The 15,948-nt window shown below is 72.8% G+C and carries 15 protein-coding genes; 9 read left to right on the top strand and 6 right to left on the bottom strand.

Annotated elements, in window-relative coordinates; genetic code table 11:
• Positions 1–21: 21 nt before the first annotated feature.
• Together AB0O53_RS18715 and AB0O53_RS18710 are read right to left on the bottom strand one after the other, a co-directional pair.
• Positions 22–1,785: a S8 family peptidase gene (locus AB0O53_RS18715; RefSeq protein WP_365196887.1), complete on the bottom strand. Its 1,764-nt coding sequence runs from the start codon at positions 1,783–1,785 to the stop codon at positions 22–24.
• 469 nt (positions 1,786–2,254) lie between these two features.
• Complete coding sequence (locus tag AB0O53_RS18710) at positions 2,255–3,028, bottom strand: DUF1838 family protein (RefSeq protein ID WP_365196794.1); 774 nt, start codon at positions 3,026–3,028, stop codon at positions 2,255–2,257.
• Between the two features lie 182 nt (positions 3,029–3,210).
• Here AB0O53_RS18710 and AB0O53_RS18705 point away from each other — a divergent pair, with 182 nt between their 5' ends.
• The 5 genes from AB0O53_RS18705 to AB0O53_RS18685 all read left to right on the top strand — a co-directional run bounded on the left by AB0O53_RS18705 (position 3,211) and on the right by AB0O53_RS18685 (position 8,181).
• The gene (locus AB0O53_RS18705) at positions 3,211–4,209 is read left to right on the top strand and encodes a linear amide C-N hydrolase (protein ID WP_365196791.1); all 999 of its coding nucleotides are present in this window, start codon (positions 3,211–3,213) and stop codon (positions 4,207–4,209) included.
• Positions 4,210–4,447: 238 nt separating this feature from the next.
• Positions 4,448–5,623 carry a DNA gyrase subunit B gene (locus AB0O53_RS18700; RefSeq protein ID WP_365196789.1) on the top strand — a complete coding sequence of 392 codons (1,176 nt, stop codon included), beginning with the start codon at positions 4,448–4,450 and terminating at the stop codon, positions 5,621–5,623.
• A gap of 117 nt (positions 5,624–5,740) precedes the next feature.
• Complete coding sequence (locus AB0O53_RS18695; RefSeq protein WP_365196786.1) at positions 5,741–6,748, top strand: DUF1996 domain-containing protein; 1,008 nt, start codon at positions 5,741–5,743, stop codon at positions 6,746–6,748.
• Positions 6,749–6,847: 99 nt separating this feature from the next.
• Complete coding sequence (locus tag AB0O53_RS18690) at positions 6,848–7,459, top strand: sigma-70 family RNA polymerase sigma factor (RefSeq protein ID WP_350993484.1); 612 nt, start codon at positions 6,848–6,850, stop codon at positions 7,457–7,459.
• Positions 7,456–8,181: a zf-HC2 domain-containing protein gene (locus tag AB0O53_RS18685; protein ID WP_350993485.1), complete on the top strand. Its 726-nt coding sequence runs from the start codon at positions 7,456–7,458 to the stop codon at positions 8,179–8,181. The genes AB0O53_RS18690 and AB0O53_RS18685 overlap by 4 nt, the downstream gene beginning before the upstream one ends.
• A gap of 451 nt (positions 8,182–8,632) precedes the next feature.
• On the opposite strand, the gene AB0O53_RS18680 is transcribed toward AB0O53_RS18685, so the two are convergent.
• Together AB0O53_RS18680 and AB0O53_RS18675 are read right to left on the bottom strand one after the other, a co-directional pair.
• Positions 8,633–9,364: a DUF7873 family protein gene (locus AB0O53_RS18680; protein ID WP_030031943.1), complete on the bottom strand. Its 732-nt coding sequence runs from the start codon at positions 9,362–9,364 to the stop codon at positions 8,633–8,635.
• A gap of 9 nt (positions 9,365–9,373) precedes the next feature.
• Entirely contained in the window at positions 9,374–10,795 is a 1,422-nt protein-coding gene (locus tag AB0O53_RS18675) for a hypothetical protein (protein WP_365196782.1), read from the bottom strand.
• Positions 10,796–10,942: 147 nt separating this feature from the next.
• Between AB0O53_RS18675 and AB0O53_RS18670 the strand changes: the two genes are divergently transcribed.
• The 4 genes from AB0O53_RS18670 to AB0O53_RS18655 all read left to right on the top strand — a co-directional run bounded on the left by AB0O53_RS18670 (position 10,943) and on the right by AB0O53_RS18655 (position 14,156).
• Positions 10,943–11,857, top strand: a complete 915-nt coding sequence (locus AB0O53_RS18670) for an ATP-grasp domain-containing protein (protein WP_365196779.1) — start codon at positions 10,943–10,945, stop codon at positions 11,855–11,857.
• Positions 11,854–12,654, top strand: a complete 801-nt coding sequence (locus AB0O53_RS18665; RefSeq protein WP_350993491.1) for an ATP-grasp domain-containing protein — start codon at positions 11,854–11,856, stop codon at positions 12,652–12,654. Before AB0O53_RS18670 ends, AB0O53_RS18665 begins: the two co-directional genes overlap by 4 nt.
• Positions 12,655–12,756: 102 nt before the next feature.
• Complete coding sequence (locus tag AB0O53_RS18660; RefSeq protein ID WP_365196776.1) at positions 12,757–13,611, top strand: DMT family transporter; 855 nt, start codon at positions 12,757–12,759, stop codon at positions 13,609–13,611.
• A gap of 131 nt (positions 13,612–13,742) precedes the next feature.
• A complete protein-coding gene (locus AB0O53_RS18655) occupies positions 13,743–14,156 on the top strand; it encodes a hypothetical protein (protein ID WP_350993495.1) in 414 nt (137 codons plus the stop codon).
• 45 nt (positions 14,157–14,201) lie between these two features.
• Here AB0O53_RS18655 and AB0O53_RS18650 read toward each other — a convergent pair whose 3' ends face one another.
• Positions 14,202–14,933 (bottom strand): maleate cis-trans isomerase family protein, encoded by a 732-nt coding sequence (locus AB0O53_RS18650; RefSeq protein WP_350993757.1) that lies wholly within the window; start codon positions 14,931–14,933, stop codon positions 14,202–14,204.
• An 81-nt stretch (positions 14,934–15,014) separates the two neighbouring features.
• On the bottom strand, positions 15,015–15,935 hold the full coding sequence (locus tag AB0O53_RS18645) for a fumarylacetoacetate hydrolase family protein (protein WP_350993497.1): 921 nt from the start codon (positions 15,933–15,935) through the stop codon (positions 15,015–15,017).
• Positions 15,936–15,948 lie beyond the last annotated feature (13 nt).

The following is a 15,948-nucleotide window of genomic DNA, read 5'->3' as shown; positions in this document are numbered from 1 at the left end:
CCCGAGTCGGCGGGAGCCGTCTCAGAAGGTGAGATTCCAGGAGTCGATCTTGCCGGTGTCGCCGCCGGCGTTGTCGTTGACCCGGAGCTTCCAGGTGCCGTTCGCGACCTCGGAGGAGGCGTTGACGGTGTAGACCTGGTTGATGTTGTCGGTGCCGCTGCCCGTGCGGTTGTGGAGCGTGTAGACGCTGCCGTCCGGGGCGACCAGGTCGACCTTCAGGTCGCCGATGTAGCTGTGGACGATGTTCACACCGACCTTGAGGGCGGCCGGGGCGTTGCCGGTCTTCCCGGTGACGGTGATCGGGCTCTCGACGGTGGTGTTGTCACCGATGGTGAAGTCCGTGGTGTTCTCGAAGGCCGGGGCCGGCGGGGTCGAGGTCACGGCGGCGACGGTCGCGGCGGCGTCGGCGAGACCGGCGCCGCAGCCACCGGTGCAGGTGCCGGCGAGCGGACGGGCGTTGTTCTTGATCGCCGTCTCGATCTGGGCCGGGGTCAGCGCGGAGTTGGCCGACTTCAGCAGCGCGGCGAGACCCGCGACGTGCGGGGCGGCCATGCTGGTGCCCTGGTAGGGCTTGTAGATCTCGGAGCCCGGGGTGGTGGTGCCCGCGTTCAGGGTCGAGAGGATCGCGTTCTCGGGGGTGGTGACGGTGCCGGGCGTGTCGGTGGCGCGGCGGGTCTCACCGCCCGGGGCGGCGATGTCGATGATCGAACCGTAGTTGGAGTAGTACGAGCGGTCGCCGGCGCGGTTGCTGGCGGCCACGTTGATCACGTTGTTGCAGCTGGCGGGCGAGTAGCCGGCCGCGTCGGCGTTGCTGTTGCCGGCGGCGACGACGACGGTCGTGCCGCGGGCGACGGCCGCGTTGATCGCGTTCTGGTAGCTGGTGCCGCAGGCGCCGGGGCCGCCGAGGCTCATGTTGATGACCTTGGCCGGGGTGGCGTTGGCCGGCACGCCGGCGACGGAGCCGCCGGAGGCCCAGGTGATGGCGTCGACGATGTCCGAGGTGGAACCGCCGCACTTGCCGAGGACGCGGACGGGCTGGATCTTCGCGTTGTAGGCGATGCCCGCGATGCCCTTGGAGTTGTTCGTGGCCGCGGCGATGGTGCCCGCGACGTGCGTGCCGTGCCACGAGGAGTTGCTGGCCTTGGAGCCGACGCCGCACTCGCCGTCGGTGGCGTTCCAGTCGCCCTCGTCGGCGGGGTTGCTGTCGCGGCCGCCGCCGTCACGGGCGTAGGAGGCGGTGCTGATGAAGTCGTAGCCGGCGACGATGTTCGGGGCGGCGTCCGAGTGGGCGACGTAGCCGGTGTCGATCACGGCGACGGTGACGCCGGAGCCGGTGGTCGTGTCCCAGGCGGCCGGGACGTTCATGCCCGCGGTGGACTCGAAGAGGTCCCACTGCTTGGCGTACTCGGTGTCGTTCGGGGTCACGGCCGTGGCGTAGGCACGGGTGTCGGGCTCGACGTAGGCGACGTCCGGGTCGGCACGGAACTGGGCCATCACGTCGGCGGCCTCGGCCGGCGCGACGGTCCCCCCGAGGTTGACCAGCGCGGCACCGGTGCCCAGGCGGCGGTCGAACTTCGCCTTCTTGCCGGCCTTCTTGCCCTTGGCGGTGGCGTCGGAGGCGGCGGCGCTGTTGGAGCTGGCCTCGGAGGCGGACGACTTGTAGCCGACGATCAGGTTCTCGACCGGCACGGTGGGGGCGAGCGCCGCCGCGGGAGCCGCGGCGGGGGTCTCGGAGGCCACGGCCACGGAGGCGGTGGCGGTGCCGGCGAGCAGGGTGACGGACATGGCCACCACGGATATGAGCCTGCGTCTCGTTGCGTGCACGTGATCCCTTTCGAGGGCCGGTTCCGGGCAGGCCGGAGCGGCCGGTTCGGTGCAGTGTGGGAGGTTCCGGCGGCCGCGGGGCCGGGAGCGAGTTGGTCGGTCTCGCCCCGGCTGCCGCCGCACGCCACGTTGTCCCGGCCGCAACGGCGAGGCAGGGGCAACGGCGGTCCCGGCACGCTTCCCCCGGTGGGAGGCCTACACGCCATGTGGGGTTGGAGTGTGTACCACCCGGCCTGGGGAAGATCGCCGGTGGGCAGACAGTAGGCAACGCGGGGATGAACTGGATACGGGGAAAACCCTTGTCCGCCCCCTGCGACTCCCCCCTCGGGTCCCTCGGCAGGGGGTGTGATCAGGCCTTTTTCCGGTGCGCTCCGGCCATCGTCGGCCGAGGCGCGGCCCGGTGGGCGGCTGCGGTGGGCGGGTGCGGTACTCAGGCGTCCTCCCGCTCCTCCTCCCGGTGCGGCGGGAAGAGCCTGCGGAAGTACGTCCAGCTCGTCTCGTTCGGTTCGCTCCACTTCTGCGGTGCGTGGGCGAACTCGGGGTGGTGGTCGGCGATGTACGCGCGGGTGCGTTCGGGGACCTGCGCGTAGGAGTCGAGCTTGCGTCCGCGGCAGTGGAAGGTGAGACCGCCGGGGCGGGCGCCCTGCTCCATCCACGGCAGCCACGGGGACATCCGGGTCCAGGACATCGTCGCCGGGACGCTCGCCGCGTCGGTGGTCAGGGCGGTAGCGGGTGCGAAGAACTGGAACAGTTCCAGCGCGCGGTAGGTGTCGTCGGCGGAGTGCTCCGGGTACTCCTCGACCGGCAGCGGCGAGGGGTAGGCGAGCGGGATCTCCATACTGAAGCAGATCTGGTCGCCCAGGTCGGTCACGGGGATCAGGAAGGGGCGCCACTTCTGGTTGGCCGGGTCGTTCCAGACGTGGACCACGGGCTTGTCCTGCCAGGTCTCCATGATCTCGCGGGTCACCGGGTCCAGGTAGAACGCGGCCTCCCGGGACAGCAGTTGGTAGCCGCCACCCTCCTCGTCCGCCACGAGGCGGGCGACGTTGAGCCCTTCGAAGCCGAAGAGCCGCCGGTAGGGCTCGCCCGGCGCCCAGGAGTGGACGTCGCCGGTCCACCAGTAGGTGACCTCGGCGCCGTCGAGCCGGGCACGGGTACGGGCGAATGCGTTCAGGAGCTCGGCGGGTGTCGCGGCTGGTGTCATGCGCCCACTGTGTCCGCACGCCGACCGGCCGGACAAGGCACCTCACGGACAACACCGGCCCCGCGGCGGCCGCCGGTGACGTCCGGTGACGGCCGATCAGGTTCTTTCGGCCCCCATCAGGTGGCGGGCGCCCCGCGCGGGTGGCAGTCCTGGTGGGTCGGTGTCGAGAGAGGGATTCACCCATGTGCACGCGCATCCTGTGGAACACCAGCGGCCACGCCGTCCTCGCCGGCCGGACGATGGACTGGCCGGAGTCGACGGAGCCGGCCCTGACGGTCTTCCCCCGGGGGATCGAACGTGACGGCGGGAAACTGGCCGGCACCGACGTGGTCGGGGAGAACCCGCTGCGGTGGACGAGCCGGTTCGCCAGCATCGTGACGACCGTCTACGGCGCCGGGACCGCCGACGGCCTGAACGAGGGCGGGCTCGCGGCCCACATGCTGTACCTGGACAGCACCGACCTCGGCCCCCGCGACCCCGGCCGGCCGGGCCTCCAGATCGGCCTGTGGATCCAGTACCTGCTGGACGCCGCGGGCACGGTGGCGGAGGCACTGGAGCTGCTCGACACCTGCCAGCTGGTGCCCGTGGAGCTGCGGGGCTTCGCGGCGACGGTGCACGTGGCCCTGGAGGACGCCTCGGGGGACTCGGCGGTCGTCGAGTACCTCGAGGGCCGCCGGCGGGTGCACCACGACCGCAGCTACACGGTCATGACGAACGAACCGCCCTACGACGAGCAGCTCCGCCTGCTGCGGGAACAGGTGCGCATCGTCCGGGAGCTCGGCCACGACGAGCCGGGCAGCGAGGTACCGCTGCCCGGGAACGTCAACGCGGTCGACCGCTTCCAGCGCGCCGCCTACTTCAGCGCCCTGCTGCCCGAGCCGGCGGACGACCGGCAGGCGGTCGCGAGCATCCTGGCCGTCACCCGCAACGCCTCGGTGCCGTTCGGTGCCCCGTACCGCGCGGGGAGGTTCCGGACCTACAACACCGAGTACCGCACGGTCTGCGACCTCACCAACAGGCGGTACTTCTTCGAACTGGCCACCAGCCCGAACCTCCTGTGGGCCGAGCTCGACCGATTTGACCTGTCCCCAGGTGCCCCGGTCATGACCCTCGACCCCGAGAGCCCCGAGCTGGTCGGCGACGTCTCCGCCGGGTTCGACCCCTCCCCCAGGCCGTTCTGAGGCCCGCGCCGCACCCCGCGGAATCCGGCACCTCGGAGCCGCCCGGAAAGGGGCCCTGCGCGGCTTCGGCGGGCCCGCGGCCGTCATTCCGCGGCGGTCCGCACCCGTGCGGCCGACCTCCTCCGGGCAGCCCCGCAGCAGCCCACTCAGGCCTGCATCAAACCCCCTCTGACCTGCTGTTTTCCTTCGGTTCGCCTAGTCTGGCGAAGTCAGTCGGACACCATCGGAGGGGGACCTCATGAGTGCGGAAACGACCGGGTACGACGCGGCACGGATCACGGTGCTGGAGGGGCGGGAAGCCGTCCGCAAGCGGCCCGGAATGTACATCGGCTCGACCGACGTCCGCGGCCTGCACCACATGCTCCTCGACGAGGTGGGCCGGGCGGTGAACGCGAGCCTTGCCGGCGGGGGCGGCGGTGGCCGGGTCGAGGTCACCCTCACTCCCGACGGAGGCGCTCGGGTCACGGACGACGGCCCGGGCGCGCCGTTCGACGACTGCGGGGACACCGGCGATCCCGGTCTGGAAACGCTGTTGACCCGTTGCTTCGGCTCGGCGCGCAGGCGCCCCGGCCGCCGCACCGTGCTCGTGACCCCGTGGACGACCGACCCCGGCGTCACCAACGCCCTGTCGAGCCGGCTGACGGCCGAGGTACGGCGCCAAGGGGTCCGCCGCGTCCAGGAGTTCGCGCGGGGTGTCGCGCTCGCCCCGCCCGCCGACGCGGGGCCGGTGACCGGCAGCGGGACCACCCTCACGTTCCGGCCCGACCCGGAGGTCTTCGGCACGGTCGAGTTCGGGTTCGCCGCGCTCGCGGCCCGCCTGGCGGAGCTGGCCTTCCTCAACCCCGGACTGGACCTCGTACTGACCGACGAGCGCTCCCCGGACGGGCCCCAGCGGGCCCGGCTGCGGTTCCTGGGCGGAGTACGGGAGTTCGTCACCTTCCTCGCCGTCCAGGCCGGCGAGCCGTTCGTCCGGGACGTCATCGCCTTCGAGCGGGAGGATCCGCGGATGGCGGGGAGCATGGAGGTGGCCCTTTCCTGGTCCGACGCCCATGAGGAACGGGTCCGGAGTTTCGTCAACAGCATGGCCACCCACCACGGCGGCAGCCACGAGTGGGGGCTGCGGACGGGCATCGCGGCCGCCGTCGACGCGTACGCGCGGGCGAAGGGGCTGCTGACGGCCACCGACCCCGCGCTCCGGGCCGAGGACGTCGGGGCGGACCTCACCGCGGTGGTGTCGGTGAAGCTGGACGACCCCGAGTTCACCGGCTGCATGGGCTGGACCCTGGGCAATTACGCCGTGAGCGCCTGTGTCGCCGAAGCCGTCCGGGACCACCTCGGTGCGTGGCTGGAGGAGCACCCGCAGGCGGCCGAGGCCGTCGTCGCCCGGATCCTGCCGGCCCCCGTCGGCAACTGACCGGGCGCACCGCCACACGTCACAGGACGGCCCCGTCGGAACGCACGAACCCGGTGCGGGGGCCGTCATGCGGATGCCAGGTTGACGACGGGGTCGCCACCGGCAAGCGTGACCGCCATGGGGAAAGAACGCCGACTGCTCACTCTCGTCATCTGCCTGGTCCTGGGGGGTGGGCTGACCGCCGCGGTGCTGGGCGCCACTCGGGCCGCCGGTCCGCACGCCGGCATGGCGGCCGGCGCCCCGGCACCCTCCGACTACGTGGACATACGTGACGTTCCACCCGTCCCGGCCGCCGCTCCGGCCACGCCCGCCGACCGGAGCGACGGCTCGCCGGGGTCGGTGGCCGTGGACTGCGGCCGCAACGAGCAGGCGCACTACAACGAGGACAACCTGGTGGTCTCGCCGGGCCTGCGGGGCGGCGCCCACCACACACACTCCTACGTGGGCAACCTGTCCACGGACGCCATGTCGAGCGACGACTCGCTGGCTGCCGCCGCCACGAGCTGCGCGGGCGGCGACCGGTCGACGTACTACTGGCCCGTCCTGCGCCGCCTGGACCGGCCGGGCACGCGACCCCACGAGATGTCCGCGGGGCACGGGAACACCGGCGAGATCGTGCCCGAGACCTCCGTGCGGGTCGAGTTCCGCGGCAATCCGGTGAGCAAGGTCGTGGCGATGCCGCCCTTCCTGCGCGCGATGACGGGTGACGCGGTCGCCCGCACGGCGGGCAGCGACGCCCTCGTCCGGGCCCGCTGGGGCTGTTCCGGCTCCCCCGACCGCTCCACCACCCTGTACCCGCGCTGCCCCGACGGCGACCGCGTCACCCGCACCCTGGTGTTCCCCAGCTGCTGGAACGGCCTCGACACCGCGAGCCCCGGGCACCGCGCGCACCTGCGGTTCCCCGGGGGCAACGGGGTCTGCCCCACCGACACCTTCCCCGTGCCCGAGCTGCGCATCTCCCTCGCCTACGAGGTCCCCGCGGGGGTACCCGTGGCGATCGACTCCTTCCCCGAGCAGCGGCACAGCCCCCGGACGGACCACGCGATGTTCGTGAACGCGATGACCGACCCGCAGATGGCCTCGGTCGTCGACTGCCTCAACGAGGGCCGCGCCTGCCGGACTTGAGCACCCGGACCTCCGAGTGACGCAGGTCACATGAACCATACCGGCCCCACCGGCGTGTTCCGACCGCACCACGCAAGCGAGGAAGACGGAGAGGGTGAGATGGCCGGACCACTGTGGCCCCGCACTCGGCGGGGCTCGACCGATGAGGCACTGATCAAGTCGGTGTACGAGGAGCACGGCCACGCCCTGCTCGCGTACGCCACCCGGCTGACCGGGGACCGGGCCGCGGCCGAGGACGTCGTGCAGGAGACCCTCATACGTGCCTGGCGGCACTCCGAGGTCCTGGTCAACGGAAAGGGCTCGGTGCGCGGCTGGCTGCTCACCGTGGCCCGGAACATCATCACCGACCGGTACCGGGCCAAGGCAGCGCGGCCGTCGGAGGTCTCCGGTTCGTCGGCCGCTCCCCCGGTGGAGGCGGACCACGCCGACTCCGTGGTGGACAGCATGACGGTGCTGGGAGCCCTCGACCGGCTGTCCCCGGAACACCGGGACGTGCTGAAGGAGTTGTACTACCGGCAGCTGAGCGTGGCGGAGGCCGCCGACACCCTCGGCATCCCGGCGGGTACGGTCAAGTCGCGTTCGCACTACGCGCTCAAGGCCCTGCGCGACGTCTTCAGGGACGACGGCTTCCGGGAGAGCGGGACAAGAGACGGAAAAAGATCGGGCAGGCCGCCCCAGCAGCCGTCCGGACTGCGTGAGGTGGTGGCATGAACCGGCAGCGGCACGAGGAGGAACTGCTCGGCCCGTACGTGCTCGGCGTCCTGGACGACGAGGAGGTCCGCCGGGTCGAGGGACACATGAGCGGATGCGTGCAGTGCCGGGAGGAGGTGGCCGCGTTGCGCGAGATGGAGGCGGCACTGGGCGAGGTGCCCGAAGAGGCGTTCCTCGACGGACCGCCGCAGGGCGGTGACCTGCTGCTCCAGCGCACACTGCGGCAGATGCGCAACGAGCGGGCCGGCGCGGCACGCCGTCGCGCGGGACTCACGGGACTGGCGGTGGCGGCTTCCCTGGCCGCCGTGTTCTGGGCCGGGACGCAGCTGGGTGGCGGCGATCAGGGCTCGGTCGCCCTTCCGGTGCCCCCGTCGCCGACCGCTTCGGCGGACCCCTCTCCCCCGCCCAAGGGGACCACCGTGCACTCCGCGACCGATGCGGGCACGGGTGCGCGGATGACCGTACAGATGACACCGGCCACCAAGTGGGTGCGGTTGCGGGCGGCGGTCACGGGAGTGCCGCCGGGCGAGCGCTGCCGGCTGATCGTGGTGTCCAAGGACGGCAAGCGCACCACCGCGGGCAGCTGGGTCGTGGGCAGCCAGGAGAACGGCGAGGCCAAGGGTGCCGGGCTGGACGGTTCGGCGGCCGTCGACCGGACGGACGTCAAGGCCGTCCTGGTGGAGAACGAGTCCGGCCGGACCTTCGTGTCCGTCCCCGTGTGACCGGGTGCCCCGGTGCCCGGGTGACCGGGTGACCGGGTGACCGGGTGAACCTGCGGCGGACGTGACGGAGCCCGGGAGCATATCCAGCTCCCGGGCTCCTGTTTGCCACCCAATTGCGCACACCGGCACGTTTAAGAGTCGCGGATCATTCTGAGATCGACGTGTTCTACCTTTGAACTACCGCGCCATGGAAGAGGCGCAGGAGGGACTTGAACCCCCGTCCATCGATGGTCGTCCACGCTCGGTCGATCCGGTGTTCGGCGGCGAATACTGAGACTGGAGCGAGAATCTGAGATTCAAGGGGCCGCCTCTACCGACTTGGGCCACCCCGGCACGCAATGCCGGGGGAGGGATTCGAACCCCCAACTGACACCCCTGTTTCAGCTTCAACATCAGTTTCAGCTTGCGCTCTCGCGCACCTCCCGCAGACATACGGGAGGGGTTTCGTGGGCTACCTGAACAGGTAGCCGAACACCGCGTCCCCGACCCTCTGGTCGGTGACCTCGGCGCTGTTGGCCTCCTCGCGGGCGAACTTGACGGCCTGCTGGAGCTTCTCGACGCGGTCGAGCAGCTCGTTGACCCGCCGGGCGGGCAGCGCGCCGGAGAACTTCACGGTCGTCCAGTACCCGACCGGCACGTCCTCGTAGTACACCTCGACCTGGGCCGGGTGCTTCTCGGTGGCCTCGGCCTTGACGTGGTTGCGCGGCACCTTCTTGGTGCGGATCGTGCGCACCGGATCCGTCTTCCAGGAGTCCGTGGACGGGTCCAGGTTCCAGGATTCGGAGGCGTCCAGCACCGGCAGCTTCCGCACGAAGGTGTGCAGGTCCGTGAGCTGCTTCTCCAGGAAGAGCAGGTACGGGACGGGCACCTGGGCGAGCAGGACGTTGCCGTCGACGACCACGTCCGCGGCCGCGCTGCGGTTCGCCCAGTCCTTGGTGGCCGTCACGTCGAAGAGCCGCGTGAGCGTCCCGGCCGTCGCGCGCAGCACGTCCTCCGCCTTGACCTGCACCCGGGTGGACTCGGGCGGCAGCTGCTCGCCCTCTTCGTCCTTGGGCTGGTACGTCCGCGAGATGCCGGCCAGCAGGGCGGGCTTCTGCACGTCGTGGTGAGCCTGGGTGAGCTCCTGGAGGGACTTGGACTTGACGCCCTTTTCGACTGCGATGATCTGATTCAGCTTCGGCACGTGATCAACCTAGCAGCCGCTTGTCCGATCATTCACCCGGATTTCCGGCACGCCCGCCAGGTCCAGGATCCGGTGCATGTCCTGCGGCGGGAGAGCGGGATTGGCCGCCGCGGAGGCCGCGACGCCCAGGTCCGGATCGTCGAGCAGTTCACGGATCCGCGCCACGGGGAGCCGGGGGTCCCGCGCCGCGTCCCTGCGCGTCCCCGCGTCCCGCGTGAGGCGGTCCAGGAGTTCTGGTTCCAGGCCGGGGTCGCGCAGCGCCAGGCTCCTGCGCCGGGGATCCGGCGATGCGCCGAAGCGGGCGGCGAGCCCGGCCGTGGGGAAGCCCGGCCGGACGACCAGCATGCCGACAGCACGGTGGGTGCCGTTCAGGTAGAGGTCGAGGAGCAGCTCCGGCGGCGGTGCCGGGTGGAACTCCGCCAGCAGCAGCCGTACCGCGAAGTCCTCGTCCCGCGCGAGCAGTTCGACGGCATCGTCCGGCAGTCCGGGGCAGACGGCCGCGCTGCGGCGCAGCCAGGTGTGCGCGGAACGGGCGCACTGCCGCAGGAACCCGGCGTCGTCCCGGCGCGCCCACACCCAGTCGAGCGTGCCCAGCCGCGCCTCGGCGTCCACGGCGTAGTCGACGGCGGCACGCTCGGCCTCGCTCAGCTCGGGGCGGGCGGAGACCACCAGCCGGACCGCCGGGTCGGGGTCGGCGGCGAGGCGCGCCACCAGGTCGGGCGGGAGCCAGGGGTTGCCGGCGATCGTCGCCAGTCGATCACCTTCGGCGACCAGGCGTTCGGCGAGGTCCCGGGTGAGCCGGCCGGTCTCCAGCACGCGTTGTACCCGCCACGAATCGGCCAGTTCCCCGATGAGCCAGGCGGTCCGTTCCTCGTCCTCGTGGCAGACCTGTTCGGCGGCCGCGAGCCGCACCTCGCGGTCGTCGTCGTGGAGCAGGCGATCGCGCGCCTCGTCGGGCAGCTCGTGCCATGCGCCGCGGCACGCTGCCAGGCGGAACATCGGATCTTCGTGACCGGCGAGCCCCGCCAGGACGTGGGCGGGCGGCCCGGCCCACGAGAACAGCTCCTGGCGCACCAGGGCCTCGGGGTGGTTCAGCAGCCGCTCGTACGCCCAGTCGGGCAAGGCCGGCACCGGCCCCCGGTAGGGCATGGGACCCACGGCGAGCATCAAGTGGACCGACTTGGACGGGTCGTCGACCAGCCGGGCCCGCTGCTCGGGGTCGGCGTCGGCGTTCTCCGCGAAGGCGGTCCGGACGCGGCGGTCCGGGTGCACCAGAACGGCCTCGATCACTTCCTGCGGCAGAACGGCGCGCCGCGCAACCTCTCGCCGCAGGTGTTCGTCCTCCTGATCGAGCAGCCGCAGCAGCACGTCCGCGGGCGCCGCCCTGTTGTACGTCAGCGCATGCATCACATCGGTCCGCCGGTCACCCATGTCCCGTCCTCCCCCGCCCAGCCGAAACGGGAAGCCTACAAGGAAGCCCACAGGTGGACCGATCATCACATTGCGGTCCATGACATCCTGTGACGTCACAACTCGCCGGGCGGATTCGGCGGACGTCCGGGAATTTGGGGAAGGTCGATGAGGCTCTGCTTCCTGGTGGAGGAGCACTACCGCCACGACGGTATGCCGAACGAGGTGATCGGACAGCTGACCGCGTGGGGGCACCACGTGGACGTCGTGCGGCCCGGCGGCTCGCTGCTGCGCATGACCGAGGCCGTGGACGCGGGCGCCCACGACGCCTGGGTGCTCAAGACGGTGTCCGGCGGCCCGGGACTGACCCTCCTCGAAGCCGCCGCCGCGGCCGGGCTGACCACCGTCAACGACGCCCGGTCGATCCGCGGCGTACGCGACAAGGCGCTCGCCGCCGCCATCGGACGCGGCCGCGGACTCCCGCTGCCGCCGACGTACGCCGTCGCCCGCCCCGAGCTGCTCGCGGAGATACCGGCGGCCGAGTACCCGCTCGTCGTCAAGCCCGCGGACGGCAGTTCCGGGCGGGCCGTGCACCTGGTGTCCTCGCCCGCGCGACTGGAGACGCTGCTGCCCGCGCTCGCCGGCGAGGGCATGCTCATCGCGCAGCCGTACGTGCCCAACTCCGGCACGGACATCAAGGTGTACGCCGTCGGCGGGGAGCTGTTCGCGACCGAGCGCTGTTCCCCGCTGCACCCCGACCCCTCGGTGCGCGAGCGCCGGGTGCCGCTGTCGGCGGAGGTGGCGGCCATCGCCGCCCAGGTCGGCGCGGTCTACGGACTCGACCTGTACGGGGTGGACGTACTGCTCGGCCCCGACGGGCCCGTGGTCGTCGACGTCAACGACTTCCCGAGCTTCCGGCAGGTGCCGGACGCCGCCGCGCGCGTCGCCCGCGCCGTACTGGACCTGGCGCGGGCCGACGGTCCGGCGCTCGCGGCACCCGTGACGCTGCCGTACACGCTCCCCCTGTCGATCCCGGCCCAGGCCACTGCGCAGGTCCCCGCCCCGGCGGGTGACGCGGTATGAGGATCGGCCTGATCACGCCGGAGCCCGGCCATCCGCTGCTGGCGGACACCACCGCGCTGCTCGCTCCGGAGCACGAGGTGGTGGCGCTCGATCCGGTCGCTCCCGGGGACGTGCCCCTGCCGCTGGCCGATGTGTACCTGCTGAAGTCGCGGACGCCGCACGCCCTGGGACTCGCGCGCCACCTGGAGCGCCGGGGGGCGCCGGTGGTCAACACCGCCGCGGCCACCGCGCTGTGCCAGGACCGCACCGAGATGGCCGGACTCGCGCTGCGGGCCGGACTGCCCTTCGCCGCGACCTCGACCGTCGGCCCCCTGGGGGCGTGGGCGCGGGAGGCCCGGCCGCCCGCTCCCGTGGTCGTCAAGAGTCGGCTGAGCCGGCGCGGCGACCTCGTCGCCCGCGCCGACGGAGCCGCGCGGCTGCGGGAGTTGGCACGGGACTGGCCGCAGGAGCCGGTCGTGGTGCAGGAGTACGCGCCGAACAACGGCTGGGACCACAAGCTGTGGGCCATCGGCGACCAGGTCTTCTCGGCCCTGCGCCGCTCCGAGCTCTCCCCCGGCGGACGCGGCCCCACCCGTCCCCTGGCAGCGGACGAACTGCCCGCCGGCTGGGCCGACCTGGTGCGCCGGGTCGGTGCCGTGTTCGCCCTGGACGTCTACGGCGTGGACATCATCGACACCGGCGGCGGCACGCCCCTGATCGTGGACGTCAATGCCTTCCCCGGCATCCGGGGCCAGTCCGGTGCCCCGGAGGCCCTCGCGGCGCTGGCCCTGCGCCGGGCGGCGGCCGGGCGCACCTGACGCGGCTCTCCGGCAGGTCCGGACGGGGGAATGCGGGCGCCGCGACGCCCGCGGCCCGGTGTCGTGGCCCGGTCGGGCGCCGGCCGCGGTGAGGATCGGGGCATGGGCGTCGTCCTGCCGGTCCTCTTCGCACTGTTCGCGGCCTTCAGCAACGCGCTGGCCACCGTGCTCCAGCGCCGGGCCGCGCTCACCGTGCCGCAGAGCGACGGCTTCCGCTTCGGCCTGGTCCTGGACCTGCTGCGCCGGCCCGTGTGGGTCGCGGGCATCCTGGCCGTGATCGCGGCCGGGGCCGGTCAGGCCGCGGCGCTGGCCACGGGCGCACTGGCCCTCGTACAGCCCTTGTTCGTGCTGGAGCTGCCGCTCGCCCTGCTGATCGCCTCCCTGCTGACCCGCCGGCGGCTGCCGGGGGCGCTGTGGCTGGCCGTGGCGGGCGTGGTGGCGGGGCTCGGGGTCGCGCTGGCGGCCGCCTCGCCGGTGGGCAACCGCACCGACGTGCCGACCGAGCGGTGGGTGGTGGCGCTGCCCGCCTGCGCGGTGATCGTCGCCCTGCTCGCCCTCGCCGGCCTGCGACGGCCGCCCGGCCGCTCGCGGGCCGTCTGCTTCGGCGCGGCCACCGCCGTCTGCTACGCGCTCACGGCCGCCCTGATGAAGTCCTCCGTGCACGCCCTCGACGAGCACGGCATCGGCGCCTTCTTCGCGTCCTGGGAGACGTACGCCTTCGGCGCCACCGGCATCTGTGCGCTGCTGCTGCTCGAACACGCCATGCAGGGCGGCCCGCTGGTGGCGTCGCAGCCCGCCCTGACCCTCGGCGACGCGAGCATCAGCATCGCGCTGGGGGTGGTCCTGTACGAGGAACACCTGCGCTCGGGCTGGTGGCTGCTCCCCCAGCTGCTGGGCGTGGCCCTGGTCTGCGCCGGGGTGTTCGCCCTGTCCCGGGCCGGGGAGGGCGCGCCCTAGCCCGTCCCTTCCGCGGCGCCGTCCGTGGGGCAGCGGATCGGGCGGCGTGGGGGCACCGGCGTCGTACCGGCGGGCGGCGGGCGGCCCGTAGGATCGCCCCCTCGGACGGACGGGCCGTGCGGGGAGGGCGGGTGGTGGGTGTGGGGACCAGGGCCGGAGTGTGGGGTGCCGGGACGGTGGCGCTGGCGGCGGCCCTGGCGCTGGGCGGCTGTTCGGGCGGGCCGGACGGGGCGGGGCCGGCCGGGCCGGCGCCCGCCTCCGCACCGCCGACGGCAGCTCCGGTCCCCTCCCCCTCGGAGCCGGCGACCGGGGAGCCCTCCGCCCCGCCCTCGACGCCGGCCGCCGAGCCGAGGCCCGCGGCCACCGGCAAGCCGGCGCCGGAGCGGTCCCCCGCGGCTTCGCCGGCCGTCCCGCAGAACCCCCACCGGGGTCCGAACCCGCCGCCGGCGCCGGACCGGCCCCCGCTGCCGACGTGGAAGCCGACACCCTTCGACCCGAAGGACCCGTCGATCCCGAACTACACGGTGCCGCCGCCCATGCGGTGACGGGCGGGCCCGGTTCCCCGAGCACCCGGCTCAGGCGGACGCGGCCTACGGCCGCCCCGGCAGCGGGGTCCTCGCGTACGCGCCGGAGAGCAGGTGGCCCGCACCCGGGGCGACGGCGTCCAGGTCCAGGGCCCGGAGCAGCTGGTGGGCGGTGCACACCGCCGCGGACACGACGGGCCTGCCCAGGAGCTGTTCGGCCTCCTCCACGGCGCTCAGGGACGGCATCTGCACGCACGCCGAGAGCACGACCGCGTCCGCGTCGGAGTAATCCAGCGCCTGGGCGAGGCCCGGCAGTCGGGCGGGGTCGTGGGCGGCGACGTCGAGGTTGTCCGGGATCTCCAGGGCCGTGTGGTCGAGTACCTCGATGCCCTCGTGCGTGAGGTAGTCCACGACGGTCCGCGTGAGCGGCCGCATGTAGGGGGCGAGCAGGACGATCCTGCGGGCGCCGATGGTGTGCAGCCCGTGGACGAGGGCTCCGGCGCTGGTGACGACGGGGGCCGGGGCTCCGTTCTCGGCGGTCCGGGCGTGCAGCCGCTGCTCGGAGGTCCGGTGGTAGCCGAGGCCCATGCTCATGATCGCGACCAGGCAGGCGTAGCCGAGCACGTCGACGCGGGCGTCGGAGAGCTCGACGGCGCAGCGGTCGGAGTCGGCGTCCATGGCCTTGAGCTGTTCGGGGGTCACGTGGGTCATGCGCATGCGGCTGGAGTGGAAGGTGAAGCGTTCGTCGGGTGCGACGGCCTGCCGCGCCCGGAGGATGGCGGGGACCTCGGTCTCCATGGTGACGTTGGAACTCGGCACGATCTGGCCGATGCGGTAGGTGCGGGGTGACACGGGGGCGGCTCCTCTTGGCCTGGCGGGTCAGCGGGCGTCGACGACGGGGTTGGTGAGGGTTCCGATGCCTTCGACCGTCGCCTCGACGGTGTCACCGGGGTGCAGGAACTGCGGCGGGACCATGCCGGCGCCCACCCCGGACGGCGAGCCGGTCGCGATGACGTCGCCGGGTTCCAGGGTCATGCCGGAGCTGATGTCGGCGATGAGCCGGGCGATGGGGAAGAGCATGTGCCGGGTGTTCGACTTCTGCTTGGTGACGCCGTTGACGCGCAGCGAGAGGTCGAGGGCCATGGGGTCGCGGATCTCGTCGCGGGTGACGACCACCGGGCCGAAGGGGGCGTAGGAGTCCTGGCCCTTGGAGAAGAACCACTGGCCGGAGCGGCGCTGGTCGCGGGCGCTGATGTCGTTGAGGATGCTGAAGCCGAAGACGTGCTCGTAGGCCTCCTCCTCGCTCACCCGGAAGGCGGTGCGGCCCATGACGACGGCCAGTTCGCACTCCCAGTCGAGCTGGGTGGTCAGGTGCGCGTTGTGCAGGATCGGCGCTCCGGGGCCGGTGACGGCGGTGGCGGGCTTGCCGAAGAGGACGGGGCGCGGCGGCAGGTCCTTGTCGGTGTCGAGGCTGCGGCTGGACTCCTCGACGTGCTCGATGTAGTTGAGGCCCACGCCGATGATCTTCCCGGGGCGCAGCGGTGCGCGCAGGGTCACGTCCTGGGCGCGGTGCACGGCCGCGGCGGGCCGGCCGGCCGGGTCGGCGGCGAGCAGCCGGCGGGCCGCTTCCTCGCAGGCCGGTCCGGCCTGGACGAAGGACAGGAGGTCGTGCGGGATCGGGACACCGGCGTGGTCGGCCAGGACCGCCAGGTCGAGGACGAGGCCGTCGGCCTCGGCCCCCAGGCGTTCGGTGGTTCCGGCACCGGTGCCGGTGCCGGTGGTGAAGGTCAGCAGGCGCATGCGGGGGCTCCTT

The sequence above is a fragment of the Streptomyces erythrochromogenes genome (genome assembly GCF_040684695.1).
Lineage (GTDB): Bacteria > Actinomycetota > Actinomycetes > Streptomycetales > Streptomycetaceae > Streptomyces > Streptomyces erythrochromogenes_C.
Note: the sequence above shows the minus strand (reverse complement) of the source record. Positions and strands in the feature narration are given on the sequence as shown.

Excerpts from the sequence above, each read along its gene's own strand:
- AB0O53_RS18715 (WP_365196887.1), bottom strand. The coding sequence starts at position 1,785 with ATGTCCGTCACCCTGCTCGCCGGCACCGCCACCGCCTCCGTGGCCGTG.
- AB0O53_RS18710 (WP_365196794.1), bottom strand. The coding sequence starts at position 3,028 with ATGACACCAGCCGCGACACCCGCCGAGCTCCTGAACGCATTCGCCCGT.
- AB0O53_RS18705 (WP_365196791.1), top strand. The coding sequence starts at position 3,211 with ATGTGCACGCGCATCCTGTGGAACACCAGCGGCCACGCCGTCCTCGCC.
- AB0O53_RS18700 (WP_365196789.1), top strand. The coding sequence starts at position 4,448 with ATGAGTGCGGAAACGACCGGGTACGACGCGGCACGGATCACGGTGCTG.
- AB0O53_RS18695 (WP_365196786.1), top strand. The coding sequence starts at position 5,741 with ATGGGGAAAGAACGCCGACTGCTCACTCTCGTCATCTGCCTGGTCCTG.
- AB0O53_RS18690 (WP_350993484.1), top strand. The coding sequence starts at position 6,848 with ATGGCCGGACCACTGTGGCCCCGCACTCGGCGGGGCTCGACCGATGAG.
- AB0O53_RS18685 (WP_350993485.1), top strand. The coding sequence starts at position 7,456 with ATGAACCGGCAGCGGCACGAGGAGGAACTGCTCGGCCCGTACGTGCTC.
- AB0O53_RS18675 (WP_365196782.1), bottom strand. The coding sequence starts at position 10,795 with ATGGGTGACCGGCGGACCGATGTGATGCATGCGCTGACGTACAACAGG.
- AB0O53_RS18670 (WP_365196779.1), top strand. The coding sequence starts at position 10,943 with ATGAGGCTCTGCTTCCTGGTGGAGGAGCACTACCGCCACGACGGTATG.
- AB0O53_RS18665 (WP_350993491.1), top strand. The coding sequence starts at position 11,854 with ATGAGGATCGGCCTGATCACGCCGGAGCCCGGCCATCCGCTGCTGGCG.
- AB0O53_RS18660 (WP_365196776.1), top strand. The coding sequence starts at position 12,757 with ATGGGCGTCGTCCTGCCGGTCCTCTTCGCACTGTTCGCGGCCTTCAGC.
- AB0O53_RS18650 (WP_350993757.1), bottom strand. The coding sequence starts at position 14,933 with ATGGAGACCGAGGTCCCCGCCATCCTCCGGGCGCGGCAGGCCGTCGCA.
- AB0O53_RS18645 (WP_350993497.1), bottom strand. The coding sequence starts at position 15,935 with ATGCGCCTGCTGACCTTCACCACCGGCACCGGCACCGGTGCCGGAACC.